General features: G+C 46.8%; 14 protein-coding genes. 11 read left to right on the forward strand and 3 right to left on the reverse strand.

All coding sequences use genetic code 11. The features are described 5' to 3' along the window. Positions 1 to 9 precede the first annotated feature (9 nt). Positions 10 to 765, reverse strand: coding sequence for an ABC transporter substrate-binding protein (locus OO778_RS20720; RefSeq protein WP_074190276.1), 756 nt, complete (start codon positions 763 to 765; stop codon positions 10 to 12). 68 nt (positions 766 to 833) lie between these two features. Between OO778_RS20720 and OO778_RS20725 the strand changes: the two genes are divergently transcribed. The 3 genes from OO778_RS20725 to OO778_RS20735 all read left to right on the forward strand — a co-directional run bounded on the left by OO778_RS20725 (position 834) and on the right by OO778_RS20735 (position 3891). Further along, positions 834 to 2729 (forward strand): response regulator, encoded by a 1896-nt coding sequence (locus OO778_RS20725; RefSeq protein WP_264911398.1) that lies wholly within the window; start codon positions 834 to 836, stop codon positions 2727 to 2729. 100 nt (positions 2730 to 2829) lie between these two features. Continuing rightward, positions 2830 to 3039 carry a DUF3283 family protein gene (locus tag OO778_RS20730; protein WP_005374484.1) on the forward strand — a complete coding sequence of 70 codons (210 nt, stop codon included), beginning with the start codon at positions 2830 to 2832 and terminating at the stop codon, positions 3037 to 3039. 135 nt (positions 3040 to 3174) lie between these two features. After that, positions 3175 to 3891 (forward strand): YebC/PmpR family DNA-binding transcriptional regulator, encoded by a 717-nt coding sequence (locus OO778_RS20735; protein ID WP_005392082.1) that lies wholly within the window; start codon positions 3175 to 3177, stop codon positions 3889 to 3891. 73 nt (positions 3892 to 3964) lie between these two features. Here the strand turns inward: OO778_RS20735 and rodA are convergent, their stop codons facing one another. After that, positions 3965 to 5047, reverse strand: coding sequence for a rod shape-determining protein RodA (rodA, locus tag OO778_RS20740; RefSeq protein ID WP_046875633.1), 1083 nt, complete (start codon positions 5045 to 5047; stop codon positions 3965 to 3967). A 407-nt stretch (positions 5048 to 5454) separates the two neighbouring features. Between rodA and OO778_RS20745 the strand changes: the two genes are divergently transcribed. From OO778_RS20745 to OO778_RS20780, 8 genes are all read left to right on the forward strand, one after another. Further along, positions 5455 to 6123, forward strand: a complete 669-nt coding sequence (locus tag OO778_RS20745) for a hypothetical protein (protein WP_264911403.1) — start codon at positions 5455 to 5457, stop codon at positions 6121 to 6123. Positions 6124 to 6132: 9 nt separating this feature from the next. Beyond that, on the forward strand, positions 6133 to 6831 hold the full coding sequence (locus tag OO778_RS20750) for an ABC transporter ATP-binding protein (protein WP_005374479.1): 699 nt from the start codon (positions 6133 to 6135) through the stop codon (positions 6829 to 6831). After that, positions 6819 to 8087 carry an ABC transporter permease gene (locus OO778_RS20755; protein WP_264911407.1) on the forward strand — a complete coding sequence of 423 codons (1269 nt, stop codon included), beginning with the start codon at positions 6819 to 6821 and terminating at the stop codon, positions 8085 to 8087. The genes OO778_RS20750 and OO778_RS20755 overlap by 13 nt, the downstream gene beginning before the upstream one ends. Next, complete coding sequence (locus OO778_RS20760) at positions 8080 to 8865, forward strand: outer membrane lipoprotein-sorting protein (RefSeq protein WP_264911408.1); 786 nt, start codon at positions 8080 to 8082, stop codon at positions 8863 to 8865. Before OO778_RS20755 ends, OO778_RS20760 begins: the two co-directional genes overlap by 8 nt. A 45-nt stretch (positions 8866 to 8910) precedes the next feature. Continuing rightward, complete coding sequence (locus tag OO778_RS20765) at positions 8911 to 10257, forward strand: hypothetical protein (protein ID WP_264911410.1); 1347 nt, start codon at positions 8911 to 8913, stop codon at positions 10255 to 10257. Beyond that, positions 10258 to 11280, forward strand: a complete 1023-nt coding sequence (locus tag OO778_RS20770) for a sensor histidine kinase (RefSeq protein ID WP_264911411.1) — start codon at positions 10258 to 10260, stop codon at positions 11278 to 11280. It abuts the gene before it with no gap. Positions 11281 to 11295: 15 nt separating this feature from the next. Next, entirely contained in the window at positions 11296 to 12087 is a 792-nt protein-coding gene (locus tag OO778_RS20775; protein ID WP_171305985.1) for a LytTR family DNA-binding domain-containing protein, read from the forward strand. Between the two features lie 68 nt (positions 12088 to 12155). After that, a complete protein-coding gene (locus OO778_RS20780) occupies positions 12156 to 12791 on the forward strand; it encodes a DUF2268 domain-containing protein (RefSeq protein ID WP_264911413.1) in 636 nt (211 codons plus the stop codon). Between the two features lie 117 nt (positions 12792 to 12908). Here the strand turns inward: OO778_RS20780 and OO778_RS20785 are convergent, their stop codons facing one another. Then, positions 12909 to 13403 (reverse strand): peptidylprolyl isomerase, encoded by a 495-nt coding sequence (locus OO778_RS20785; RefSeq protein WP_005374458.1) that lies wholly within the window; start codon positions 13401 to 13403, stop codon positions 12909 to 12911. Positions 13404 to 13449: the final 46 nt, after the last annotated feature.

Raw genomic sequence — 13449 nt, forward strand, 5'->3', positions numbered from 1 at the left:
TTAGGTCATTTATTGATATCTTTGAATGATCTCATCAATTTCGCCCGATGTTTTTAACTCAGCCAAACGTGTATTGATGTAGTCCTGAGTTTCTGGCTGCATTTGGGGCGAAAAGGCCAAATAGATCGAGTAGTTGGGGATAACTGAACTGAAAGATTGGATCTGAAAATCTTCTAGCGACAAATTGAGGCGTTTTAAGTTGTACATAACGCGTGATTCCATTTCGACGAAGGCTGTATCTCCTGGTGTTCGGGTTATCACTCGATATGCGGCATCATAATCTTTAACGCGTATTTCATTCACACTACCATCCTCAAAGAATGGGATTAAATTCGGATAATCAAAACCGAGTAGTAATACGATAGATCGGCCATGCATGGTGTCCATATTCTTGAACTCTAACGGTTTCTCACTACTCGATACCAATACATGTTTTACAGTGTAAATGGGCTCTTCAGACAAGTTTTCTGATTGCACCTTGCCCCAATTTGGGCTGCCGTAAGTTAGCCAGTTTGGTTCCCCACCTTCTTCTAATATGGAGATCATTCGTTTAAACGGATAAGTATGATAATTCACCTGATAATCCGATTCAGCGAAAATGGCACTGACGATGTCAGTCACAATCCCGGAATGCATTTGCCCCTGTTGTTCTATTTGAAATGGCCTTGCTTGGTCGGCGATAACGTAATAGTTCACTTCAGCGGCAGTAGCATAAGTTCCTATCGCAATAAAACTAAAAGCCAATCTAAGTAGAAGTCTTTTCATCGTATCCTCGATTATTATTTGCGCGTGGCTATATTTAGAGTAGCGCAAGTTTATCGGAGCGATTTCATATGGATGAAAAAGAGCGATCTCAACGTCGATTTAGTATCGGCAACCAACTTATGTTGGCGGTGTTAACGTTGAGTTTAATCTTTACTGTCATCATTTCCGCTGTGAGTTTATATCGAGTTTTTAACGAAGATTTAGCCCATTTGCACGTCGAGCTAAAGCAGGTCGAATCCAGTTACTTATCGAGCTTTTCTGCCAGCTTATGGGTGGAGGATAGGGAGCTGTTACTCACTCAAGCAGAGGGCGCAATGCGCATGCCCTCTGTGGATTATTTACGTATCGCTAATGAAGATGAAGTTATCGTCGAACTGGGTACCGCACTTTCTGAGGATGTCGTAGAAAGAAGTTGGCCGATGCAATATCGTGTTGGTGATAAAACCTATGATCTGGCGACATTGACTGTTCAGGCGGATCTGAGATCGATTTATGAAGATCTTTGGCAACAATTTTTTTTCTTACTCACGACAGAAGCGATCAAGATCCTATTGCTCATAATTGGCGTGCTTTGGGTCGCCTTCCGCCTCTTGGTCAATCCTCTCCAACTGCTTTCTGGCGCCGTGAGCGATTTTAGTGGCGGGAAGGTCCCAAGCAAAGTTACGCTCCCAAAGCGTTGGTGTTTTGATGAAGTGAGTGTGTTGGCGGAGAAATACAACCGAAGCGTTGAGAAAGTCCGTGAACATCAGACTGAACTTGAAGAAGAAAGAGATAGAGCGGAAGTCGCCAACCGCAAAAAAAGTGAATTTCTTGCCACCATGAGCCATGAAATTCGAACACCGATGAATGGCATTATTGGTGTCGCTTCATTACTGGGTGACACCAAACTCGATCCTCAGCAAAAAGAGTTTGTAGAGATCATCGATAGTTCTTCTCACTCTTTAATGACGATCATCGACGATATTCTCGACTTTTCTAAAGTCGAAGCAGGTAAAGTCGAATTAGAAAATGCGAGCTATGATCTGCGCCGTATTTTGGATGATGTGATCAGCTTACACGCCGTCAAAGCCAAGCAGAAGAACCTGCAATTGCTTAGCGATATTGATCCTCACTTGCCAGCGGAAGTGCAAGGTGATGCTGCACGCTTAAAACAGGTATTGAACAATTTGTTGAGCAACGCGATCAAATTTACTGATCGTGGTCATGTGAAGCTTCTTGTTGAGTTAACACGTCAAGAGCATGATGTCGCCATGATTCGATTTCGCGTCGTTGATTCTGGCATTGGTATTGCGAAAGAGAACCAACAAGCGATCTTCGAACGTTTCCAACAAGCCGATGGCAGTACAACCAGAAAGTACGGTGGTACCGGCCTTGGTTTGGCGATTGGTGCTCAGTTGGTGAACTTAATGGGAGGAGAAATCCTGCTGACAAGTGAGTTGGGGCTAGGTAGTTGTTTTGAGTTTTCGATTCCAGTTGTAGTAAAAGCACGGTCTACCTACACGGAACGACCTAATGTTTTGACGTTTCCAAAAGTTGAAGATAATGAAACCAGCCTCCAGCATGACAATCAACCTTGGGTATTGATTGTTGAAGATACCATCGTAAACCAGAAAGTCGTGCGTATTATGTTGGAAAAGCTCGGCGTTCGAGTGAGCGTCGCAAATCATGGTGAAGAAGCGCTTCAGCTATGTGAGAAGCAAGCTTTTGACTTGGTGTTTATGGATTGCCAAATGCCAGTGATGGATGGCTTCATTACTACTGAGCGTATTCGACAAATGGGAGAGTGGGGGAAACACGTTCCCATTATTGCGTTGAGTGCCAATGTTATTAAAGAAGATCAACAACATTGCTTTGACGTCGGTATGAATGAGTTTGTCGCCAAACCTGTGACCAAAGATCGGTTGCATCAAATATTCGAGCAGTTTTTACCAAAAGCGCTGAAAATCAGTGCGGGTCCCAAATAGTTAACTTGAAATTGATCAAGTTAAGTGCGTTTCTATTCTGCAATTGTAACTCTGTATGCTATAGTGCGCGGCTAGTATTTAAAGTACCTTGAGGCTGTAAATGTCGTTCAATCTATCCCTATTGCCGCCTGATGAAAAAAACAAAATCGAACTGGATAAACAAGCGTCGTTTTTGGTTTGGAAGCTCAGAGAGGCCAAGTCTGGTCCTGAAGCAATAGAAGAACAGTTGTCCAAGATTAACGATGCTGATGAAAAAGCGTTTTTTCAGCAATCGGTCGAAAAGTACAAACGAGTAATGGGTGTCGCTTAACGCGAATCGTGACAACGGTATAAAACTATGTGGCGAATGAGGTAACCTCCCCATTCCTTTGCTAAGCGAAATTGAAAAGGTTTCGCTTTTTGCTAAAATCCTTCGCATTAAATTTGAATTTAGAGAGACATCCCGATGGGAAGAAGTTTTGAAGTGCGCAAAGCCTCTATGGCGAAAACTGCAGGCGCGAAAATTAAAGTTTATTCCAAATACGGTAAAGAAATTTACATGTGCGCGAAAAACGGCGGTAGTGACCCAGACATGAACTTGTCTCTTCGCCACCTGATCGCGAAAGCGAAAAAAGATCAGGTACCAGCGCACGTTATCGACAAAGCACTAGACAAAGCGAGTGGCGGCGGTGGTGAAGATTACCAACCAGCGCGCTACGAAGGCTTCGGCCCTGGCGGTACTAGTGTTATCGTTGACTGTCTGACCGATAACGGCAACCGTACTTTCCAAGATGTACGCCAATGCTTTGTTAAAGTGGGTGCGAAAATTGGTGTTGAGGGCTCAGTTTCTCACATGTTCGATCACCAAGCGGTATTCCAGTTCAAAGGCGACGATGATGAAATCATCCTAGAAACGCTAATGATGGAAGATGTGGACGTAACTGACGTTGAGCTAGAAGACGGTGTGATCACTGTATTCGCTCCTCACACAGAGTTCTTCAAGACGAAAACAGCGCTAAATGGTGCGTTCCCAGATCTAACGATCGATGTGGAAGAAATCACTTTCGTTCCTCAAACTCACACTCCAGTAGCGGGTGAAGATGCTGAGAAGTTCCAGAAATTCCTAGATCTTCTAGATGACTGTGACGACGTTCAGCAGGTTTACCACAACGCAGAGCTATAATTTCTTAGCTTCCACCGTTGTAAAAAGGCTTCCCGAGGGAAGCCTTTTTTGATCGCACTCTTTGCTAGCAGCATTATGCGTTGCGATATTTGGAATAACACAGTGACATGATCACACCAAAACAGATGCCTTGCGTCAGCATGGCCGTGCCGCCGTAACTAAAGAACGGCAGAGGGCTTCCCATTACTGGCAACAAGCCGCTCACCATACCTGTATTGATAAAAGCATACAGGAAAAAGCTCATCGCTAATGCGCCACTCACAAGCCGACTAAAAAAGTGGTCAGACTGACATGCAAGCAACATGACGCGGGCGGTAATAAACAAGTACAGTGCGAGCAAGACTAAACTACCAACAAAACCCCACTCCTCGGCATAAGTCGAAAAAATAAAGTCCGTATGACTTTCTGGAATAAAGCCAAGTGTTCCTTGCGTAGCATTCATCCAACCTTTGCCTTTCATTCCGCCGGAGCCTATCGCAATCAAAGATTGGATGATTTGGTAGCCCGAACCTAACGGATCCGACTCCGGGTGCAAGAACTGAGTAACGCGGCTTTTTTGATACGTTTCCATGACGAAGAACCACAAAATTGGCGCCAACGTTAATATACTCGCGACAAAGCCACCGATTATTTTCCAGCTCATGCCAGCTAAAAATAAAACGAATAAGGCGTAAATGACGGTAAAAACCGCACCGTCTAAATCCGGTTGTAGCGCGATTAATCCGGCAGGAATCATAGTGATGAGTAAGCAAAATGCAATTTTCCTACTATCTGGTCTGCCGCCTTCAATATGTAGCATCCACGCGATCATGATTGGAATCGAGAGTTTGATTAGCTCCGAGGGTTGAAAGCGAAAAAAGCCAATATCGAGCCAACGTTGAGAGCCATTAGTGCTATCGCCAAACAAAGCGACAGCAAGTAGCAGCGCAACCGCAATAATGTAGAGATATGGAGCTGAGCGTTGATAGCTAGCGGCGGGAATCGATGACATGACCAATATACAAACCAAGGTCAGTCCGCAGCGTGCTAAATGCTTGAAGAGCATGGCCTCATTAAAGCCACTGGCACTCCAAAGTGTTAGTGTACTCAATAGCATGATCGGAATGATCGCCATCAGCAGTGGCAAATCGACCCTGGGGAAAAAACGCTTATTCATTTTCTACGACCTAATAACGCACCCAGTTCGAGCGCGAAAACAACCAGAACTCGAGAGTTCGAACTATTCCGATGCTAAGAATCCTATTTGGAAATAACAGACACCATGCAAAGGTGTGTATGAGAGGAGCGTCGATGTCGTCTGTTATGGGTAAGCTGCTTGGAAAGCTGTGGAATGGATAAATACACTAGACGCAGGTTTTAAGCCAGTATTTTTATTCCTATTGTGGTGAAAGACAGACGCTTATAAACAAGCAGGGATATATGCTCTCTTTAAGAAGGGAATGTCATTCATCGCAGCAAACAACCGTTCATTCTAAATAACTGCCATTGGTCGCATGCAAAAGCAGTGTGCGATCTTCTCCATTAATCTGAAACCATCAAATCACGTTCAACTAAGGACAGTACATGATGGTTTCTCAATCTCGCTCAGTCAAAGCTCTTAAACTGGCAAGTACGTTTATCGCCGCATTTGCACTCAGCAGCAATCTGGCTCTAGCTAACCCAAGCGAGCGCACACTCAGTCAGTTCAACCAAGCAGCGCAGGGTGATTCTGGTTTGGTTGATACCGTTTACGGCGAACTATCCAAACAACTCGAAGAGCAGGGCGCAACGCCGGTGACCTTGGTGTATTTAGGCAGTGCTGAGACGTTGCAAGGTCGTGAGGCGTTTATGCCTTGGAACAAGATGAAGTTCACCGAGCGCGGTCTTGCCACAATCCAAAAGGGTTTGGATTTAATGGCGAATCAGCCAGTACCACTTCAAGAGCAACAACGTTTACAAGGCTTGCCGGAATACCAACTAGCCACCGCCATGGCAGCCACCACCTTTACTGCTCTACCTGACATGTTCAATCACTTTGAGCGTGGCTACGAGCTGTACCTTTCTCTGCTCGATGAACCGAGTTTTAGTCAGCAACCTTTTGCGGCAACGTCTTGGATTTATCGCTACGCCATTGAAGCGGCACTGCGCGCTGAAGACGTTCAACAAGCCAAAACATGGTTAGCGCAAATGGAGCAGTTGGGCGACAGCAATCTAGAAACGCAAACCGCGAAAGCGCTGCTAGCGAAGTATTAGGGAGGCGTCATGATCGTTTTTAATCAACTTAGCCGCGATTACGCCCTTGGCAGCCAAACCGTACGTGCATTGCGAGACGTGTCTGGTGAAGTGTTTGCCGGCGAAATGGTGGCATTGTGCGGACCGTCTGGCTCAGGCAAAAGCACCTTACTTAACGTGCTTGGTATGCTGGATACTCAATACCAAGGTCAGGTGACATTTGCAGGCAGCCCATACCCAACCGGGCAAATGCAGGCGGCGAAAATGCGCCGTGAAAAGCTTGGTTTTGTGTTCCAGAAATTCAACCTTGTGCCTGTGATGACAGCGTTGGAGAACGTGGCTTATCCGTTGCACCTCAACGGCTTTTCAAAAGCAGAACAAACCGAGCTCGCCACACAAATGCTAGAGCACGTAGGTTTGGGCGAGTTTATTCATCACATGCCCGATAACTTGTCGGGCGGCCAGCAACAACGCGTGGCAATCGCGCGCGCCTTAGTGCACAAACCAGCGTTGGTTATTGCTGATGAGCCAACCGCAAGTCTTGATAGCCAAACTGCCAACAAGGTCATCGACATTATGAAAGGGCTCGGACACGAGCTTGGCACCACTTTTATCGTTGCCACACACGACCCTCGCATGGCATCCCGCTGCGATCGCACCATTGAGCTGGTGGATGGCAAAATTACCCAAACGCACGCAAGTGTGGAGGAGGTTTCATGGGCAAGCTAATTCCTGTTTCGGTTCGCCTTGCTTGGTTGAACCTGCAACGCAATCGCCGCCGCAGTTTGTTGTCGATGTTGATCATTGCCATTGCCGTGTTTGCCTTAACCAGTGCGGGTGGTTTTGGTCTGTACACCTACGACAGTTTGAAAGAATCGACAGCGCGTGATACGGGGCATCTGACGTTAACCACGCCAGGTTACTTCGCTAAAGAAGAAGAGATGCCACTGAGTAATGGGTTAACTCATGCGGACGACATCACCAAGCAATTGATTGGTTTAAATGAAGTGCGAGGCGTTCAACCACGAGTTGAGTTCAGTGGTTTGATTTCCAACGGCAACAAGTCCTCGATCTTTATCGGCATTGGCGTGAACGAGCGCGAATTCGATATGAAAGGCCCGTTTTTGGATGTGCGCGAAGGGCAGAAGCTGTCCAACATTCATGCATCGCGTTATGACCCAGCAGAGCCAGAAGTGATGCTCGGCGTTGATTTAGCGAACAATCTAAGCGTGCACGTTGGCGATTGGATTACCTTACTGGCGACCACAACCGATGGTGCATTGAATGCGTATGACTTCAAAGTTCGTGGCATCTATTCAACCGGCGTGCCTGAGCTTGATAAACGCCAGCTTTACGTGCACATCAACAGCGCGCAATCGTTGTTGGGCTCCGACAAAGTCAGTGCGTTATCGGTCTTCCTGTTCGATACCAATTTAACTAATCAAGTCGAGCAACAAGTGGCTTCGGTTCTGAGTAAGCAAAAACAGAACTTTGGAGAGCAAGATATTGAGATTACGCCTTGGCAAGAGCGTGCGTTCTTCTATCTCAAAGTGAAAGATTTGTACGACCGCATCTTCGGCATCATGGGCGCAGTAATGGCGTTGGTGGTCTTTGTCGCGCTGTTCAACACCATGACCATGTCGGTCACCGAGCGTACACGTGAAATCGGCACCTTGTCGGCTCTTGGTAGCTACCCTCGCGAAATCATTGCTGGGTTCTTGCGCGAAGCAGGGTTACTTGCGGTGATTGGTAGTTTAATCGGCGCTTTGTTTACTGCGTTAGTTACCGTCTTACTGATGGTCGTGGATGTGCAAATGCCGCCACCGCCAGGACGCACAGAAGGTTACCCATTAACGATTTACTTCTCTTGGGAGCTGGTGGCCGTCGCAGGATTCGCAGTATTGATGATTTGTTTGGTTGCGGCGTTTTTCTCGGCGCGCAAAGGGGTGAACAAGCCAATTACGGAGGCTCTGATTTATGTTTAATTTCAAATCACTATTACCAATTGCACTGCTGACGGTTAGCGGCATTGCAAGCTTGAGTGCCAGTGCAAATGAAACAGCGCTAGATGCACAGCAAGTTGCGCAATTGATTGAAAAAGCGGACAGCTACCGCTTGCAAGATGATTCCTCCAAAGTGGTGTCATTGGTGCGCTTATATCAAGACCAAGAATTAGATAAAACCCGCCTTTACCACGTGTACACGCGTCCAAATCGTGAATCGTTGGTGGTGTTCAAATCGGCAGTCGAAGCTGGGCAAAAGATGCTGATGATGGGCGACAACTACTGGCTGCAAATGCCAAAGAGCCGCCGTCCGATTCGCATTACGCCAATGCAAAAGCTGCTTGGTGAAGCGTCTATCGGCGACATCTCAACCCTGACGTGGAGCCAAGATTATCAAGGTGAATGGAAAGCGACAGAAACCGTTTCGGTAAACGGGGAAAGTGTCGCGGCTTATCACCTTGCTTTAACCGCGAAAACCAAAGGGGCGAGCTATCAGAAGATCGACTTGTGGTTGTCTGAGCAAGATGCGTTTCCAATTAAAGCTGATCTCTACTTGCGCTCTGGCAAGCTCGCCAAGCAAGCGCAATATGGACGTGCAACCAACAACGGCGAAGACTACGTCAGTGAGATGACCTTGCTTGATAGCATTCAGCCGAGCAAAAAGACCGTTATCGAGTACCAAGAAATCGTGCCTTGGCAACTGGATAACAAGTTCTACAACCCAAGTTATTTGCCTAAAGCCAACACGACTCAGCTTTAGTCTGAGCTTCGTAAATAGAACCATGAAAACGAGCAAGGAAGTCACATGAAATCGCGCCAGCCTAACCTTAACAAAAGCACCAGTCTGTTGATTGCTGCGTCATTGTGTGTGGGCGCGGCAGCCCCAGCTTTTGCCAATGATGAGCTGAGTTTTGAGTGGGATTGGGCTGTCAGTTACGAAACGGCCAAGCAGCGTGATAGCGCATTTATGCAGGCGCAGGGCAGTTCTCGTGATTCACTTAATGCACTGTTGGATGTGCAGGTGAATTATCAGAACTTCAGTGGTTTGTTCGCTCTGTATAGCCAAGGTTTGTACCTCAATCAACAAGGAAAGAGTGATTGGTGGAGTGAGGCTGATAACCAATTGCTGATTAGAGAGCTGGCCTGGCTAGGGGAGTGGCAAGTCGGTGATACCACTCTTGATGTGAGTTTGGGTAAGTTGCGCGTGGATTGGGGGGTGGGTTATGGCTACCGACCATTGGATCTGTTTAAGCCGTATCGACAAAACCCTGTTGGCTTAGTCGCAGAAGAGGGGGCGGGTGTGTTTTCACTTTCACACTACGATATGGCCGGCGAGTGGACAGTGATTGCGACCGATTCAAGCTGGGGGCAACAAGACCAGAGTGCTCTTGATCAAGCCGCAGAGCAGCAAGGTGTTGGTATTCGTCGTTATGCGCTGGTGGGTGACACTGAGTATCAACTTATTGGTTATTACGATGATGTGCGCCGAGGTTTGCTTGGAGCCAGTGCCATTGCGGTGTGGGATGAATCCATCGCCATGCACGGATCAATACTGTGGCAAAAGCAAAGTGTCGGCTATCAGTTTCAGCAGGGTGATCTTTACCAACCCGTTTCGGTTGAGGAGCAGGGCAGCGCATTCCAAGCTTTAGTTGGTGTGAACTGGGCAAACCAAGCCGGACACAACGTGATTGCGGAATATTGGTACGACAGTCGTGCATGGTCGAAAAGCGAATGGCAACAAGCAATAGAGCGTGGTGAATTACTCTCTCAGATCCCTGATCCTAACAACTCTCTGTTGGCTAGCAGCGCTCTACTTGCGACAAGCTACGCCCAAGGGTTTCAGCATGCCAATATCGTTCAGCATAACGTAATGCTGCACTGGAGTTGGGATGTGGAAGCATGGGCTGCATGGAACGGCAAAGGGGATATGGGCTGGCTAAGTGATGTAACCCCTACGTTGGATGTGATGCTGTCGCCACAAGATGGTGGTGTGATCGTCACGCAGTGGCTTAAGTACCAATGGATTGATACTGGCGATCAAAGTGTAGAAGTGGAAGTTGCCGCACGCTTTTTAACCGGAGACGACCAATCTGCTTACGCACAAATCAATGATAAGCATATGATTGTATTTAACATCAAAGGGAAATTCTAAATGTGTTCAGCAAAATCAGTGGTGAAAAGTGGATGGCCGCGTAGCTTATTAGTGACCACGGCATTTTGTTTCTTTATTGCAGCGATGACGCTCTCGGTTTGGGGCGGTCCATTTTATATTCATGTGGCGGTTAGCTTTGGATTTGGCTATTCGGCTATCTTCTTCTCATGGCTTGTCGACCGCCTGTTTCCTACCATTCCTCGTTTGGCGGAAGTGGCTATCTCGCTGGCAGCATGCTTATTGTTTGGTGTGGTGAACGCTCAGCTTTGGCTTGGGGAATACTTCGGTATTTCGGGCATGCTGTCGGTTGGTCTAATGGGGTTGTTATTCAGTGCCATGTGCTTTTTCTATTTCTACTCACGCGAGCAACATGCAATCGCTCAACGAGAGTTGGAAGCCATCAAACGCGAGAAAGCAGAGCAAGACCGTGCGCTGCTGCTGAGTCAACTTAAGCAGATGCAAAGCCAGATTGAACCGCATTTTCTATTCAATACCTTGGCGAATATCAGTGCGCTCATGTCGCAAGATGTCGATAAAGCCAAGCTAATGCTAGAACAGTTAACCGCGCTACTGCGTGCAACGCTCAAAAGCTCACGCGAAGAACACACCACCATAGACAATGAAACGGCGTTACTTGAGGCTTACTTAAGCATCCAGCAAACCCGTTTAGGTGACCGACTCAGCTACAAGATTGAGGTGGAAGAGGGACTAGGCAGAACCGAGTTACCGCCGATGATGCTCCAACCTTTAATCGAAAACGCCATCATCCATGGTATTGAACCGAAGCGAGAAGGTGGCGAAGTCCGTTTGCTCATCAAGCGCGAACAACAGAACTTGAAGATTGAAGTCAGAGACACAGGTGTTGGCTTGAATCACGTTAGTGGGCACATGGGGTCTGGCGTGGGTCTAAGTAATCTCAAGCAGCGAGTGGAAGCTTTGTACGCTGGGCAAGGAGAGGTTTCTATCAGTGAGTCTGCTCAGGGTGGCGTTTGTGTTCGCCTGAGTTGGCCAATAGAATCGTAATCAAGGAAGAAAGGAATGAATACAGGGTTTACTGCCATTATTGCTGATGATGAACCGTTATTGAGGCGTCATCTTGATAAAAGCCTAGCTGAAGTGTGGCCTGAGCTAGAGGTAATAGCCAAAGTCGCCGATGGTGAACAAGCATTGCAAGCCATTGAGCAAAATCAACCTGACATTGCGTTTCTAGATATTCGTATGCCAGTTCTGGATGGCATGACACTAGCGCAAAAACTCAATCAACTCGCCAATCCACCTTTGATTGTGTTTGTTACCGCGTACGATGATTACGCCATCAAAGCTTTTGAGCAAAATGCCGCCGATTATTTGCTCAAGCCTATCTCGGATGAGCGCCTCCTGACGACTTGTGAAAGAGTGAAAGCACGCCTTGCTAAGCGAGAGCAAGAAAGCAGTAATGTGCAGATGAGCAGCTTGTTAGAACAGTTACAGCAATTATCCGCGCCACAAACGCCGCAATATCTTCAGTGGATTAAAGCGACGCAAGGGGAAGATATTCATTTGATTGCTACGTCTGATGTGTTGTATTTCAAAGCGGAAGAAAAATACGTTTCTGTGTATGCCCAACAAGGACAAGGCAAAGTGCAGGAGTATTTGATTCGCACATCGTTGAAAGAGTTGATAGGGCAGCTTAACCCAGAGCAGTTCTGGCAAGTGCACCGATCAAGCGTGGTGCAAGTGTGCAAAATTAACAAAGTAAACAAAGACTTTGCTGGCAGAATGTTTGTTCACGTTGGAGAAAACAAGCTCCCTGTGAGCCGTGCATCTCAAAGTTTGTTCAAAGGGATGTAATCGCTAGAGCTGCTCACTCTTTACACTGTAAACTCCTCGCTCTTAACCAACATTATCAAGGAAGATAAATGAGTTATCGCGTAACCCTGTTAAATGCGACGGGAGAGTTGTCTCCACTCGCTGAGTATTTACATCAGAAACTTGATGATCTGAGCTCACGGCTTTCGAGTTACTTTGATCTCAGTAACATCGACCTGACCGTTAGCCCGTTTGATCGCAATGACGTACCGCAGACAGGGATTGGTGGCTATTGCTTAAGCGCCTATCGTGTAGAGATTCTGCTTGATACGCAACGTACAGATATTAAAAACGTTATTGAGAGAGAACTAGCCGCGGTGCTAGCGCATGAGTTGCATCACCTGTTCCGTATGCGATCGGGAGAGAATGGCGTTGCGCTTGGTGATGTACTGATTATGGAAGGGTTAGCTTGTCATTTCGAACGTAAGGTGAATGGCGGCATCACACCGAGCTTGTTTGAGCAAATCAAAGATCAAGATTGGCGCCCTTTCTATGCTGAGATGAAAGACAAGTTGACCAGCTTAGATTACAACTTCGACGCTTACTTTCTTGGCAGTGATGAAAGTCGCTGGCCGAAATACATGGGGTATTGGGTTGGGTACAACCTTGTCGCTGAATATCTGGTGGACTTTCAAGGCTCTGAGCTTGATTTAGTCGGAGCAAAAGCCGAGCTTTTTTATCAATAAATCCGGTACAAGCCAAACTCATCGATTGAGTCATAAAAACAAAAAGCGCCTAAGTCATAAGACATTAGGCGCTTTTTTCGTTTTGTAGCGACGATTTCTACCAAGAGGAAAATGGGCTTATTCGCTGATCGTCACTTTCTCGATAATGATTGGATCGCATGGCACATCATCATGACCAAGCTTAGAAGTTGTTTTCACTTTCGCGATGCGGTTTACGACATCCATACCCGCAGTCACTTTACCAAACACGGCGTAGCCCCAGCCTAGGTTGGTAGTTGCGGTGTGATCTAGAAAATCATTGTCTTCCAAGTTAATGAAGAACTGAGCCGTTGCAGAGTGGGGTGCATCGGTACGCGCCATTGCGATAGTGCCAACAAGGTTCTTTAGACCACGGTTTGCTTCGTTTGCGATTGGGGCGCGCGTTGGCTTTTCTGCCATGTCTTCGGTGTGACCGCCACCTTGGATCATAAAGCCGTCGATAACGCGGTGGAAAATGGTGCCGTCGTAAAAGCCATCTTCACAGTATTTTTTGAAGTTCTTTGAGCTAACTGGCGCTCGTTCTAGATTCAATTCAATTTCGATGTCACCGAAATTGGTGGTCATGATAATCATCTGGTTTTGCCCTTATGGGTGCTTAGTTGGCGGCATTATAGCTAAG

The organism is Vibrio sp. STUT-A16 (assembly GCF_026000495.1).
Classification (GTDB): Bacteria; Pseudomonadota; Gammaproteobacteria; order Enterobacterales; family Vibrionaceae; genus Vibrio; species Vibrio diabolicus.

Bases quoted from the DNA above. Each gene is read 5' to 3' on its own strand.
- OO778_RS20775 (WP_171305985.1), top strand. From the start codon at position 11,296: ATGAATACAGGGTTTACTGCCATTATTGCTGATGATGAACCGTTATTG.
- OO778_RS20745 (WP_264911403.1), top strand. From the start codon at position 5,455: ATGATGGTTTCTCAATCTCGCTCAGTCAAAGCTCTTAAACTGGCAAGT.
- OO778_RS20760 (WP_264911408.1), top strand. From the start codon at position 8,080: ATGTTTAATTTCAAATCACTATTACCAATTGCACTGCTGACGGTTAGC.
- OO778_RS20755 (WP_264911407.1), top strand. From the start codon at position 6,819: ATGGGCAAGCTAATTCCTGTTTCGGTTCGCCTTGCTTGGTTGAACCTG.
- OO778_RS20770 (WP_264911411.1), top strand. From the start codon at position 10,258: ATGTGTTCAGCAAAATCAGTGGTGAAAAGTGGATGGCCGCGTAGCTTA.
- OO778_RS20725 (WP_264911398.1), top strand. From the start codon at position 834: ATGGATGAAAAAGAGCGATCTCAACGTCGATTTAGTATCGGCAACCAA.
- OO778_RS20750 (WP_005374479.1), top strand. From the start codon at position 6,133: ATGATCGTTTTTAATCAACTTAGCCGCGATTACGCCCTTGGCAGCCAA.
- OO778_RS20765 (WP_264911410.1), top strand. From the start codon at position 8,911: ATGAAATCGCGCCAGCCTAACCTTAACAAAAGCACCAGTCTGTTGATT.
- OO778_RS20730 (WP_005374484.1), top strand. From the start codon at position 2,830: ATGTCGTTCAATCTATCCCTATTGCCGCCTGATGAAAAAAACAAAATC.
- OO778_RS20720 (WP_074190276.1), bottom strand. From the start codon at position 765: ATGAAAAGACTTCTACTTAGATTGGCTTTTAGTTTTATTGCGATAGGA.
- rodA (WP_046875633.1), bottom strand. From the start codon at position 5,047: ATGAATAAGCGTTTTTTCCCCAGGGTCGATTTGCCACTGCTGATGGCG.
- OO778_RS20735 (WP_005392082.1), top strand. From the start codon at position 3,175: ATGGGAAGAAGTTTTGAAGTGCGCAAAGCCTCTATGGCGAAAACTGCA.
- OO778_RS20780 (WP_264911413.1), top strand. From the start codon at position 12,156: ATGAGTTATCGCGTAACCCTGTTAAATGCGACGGGAGAGTTGTCTCCA.
- OO778_RS20785 (WP_005374458.1), bottom strand. From the start codon at position 13,403: ATGATTATCATGACCACCAATTTCGGTGACATCGAAATTGAATTGAAT.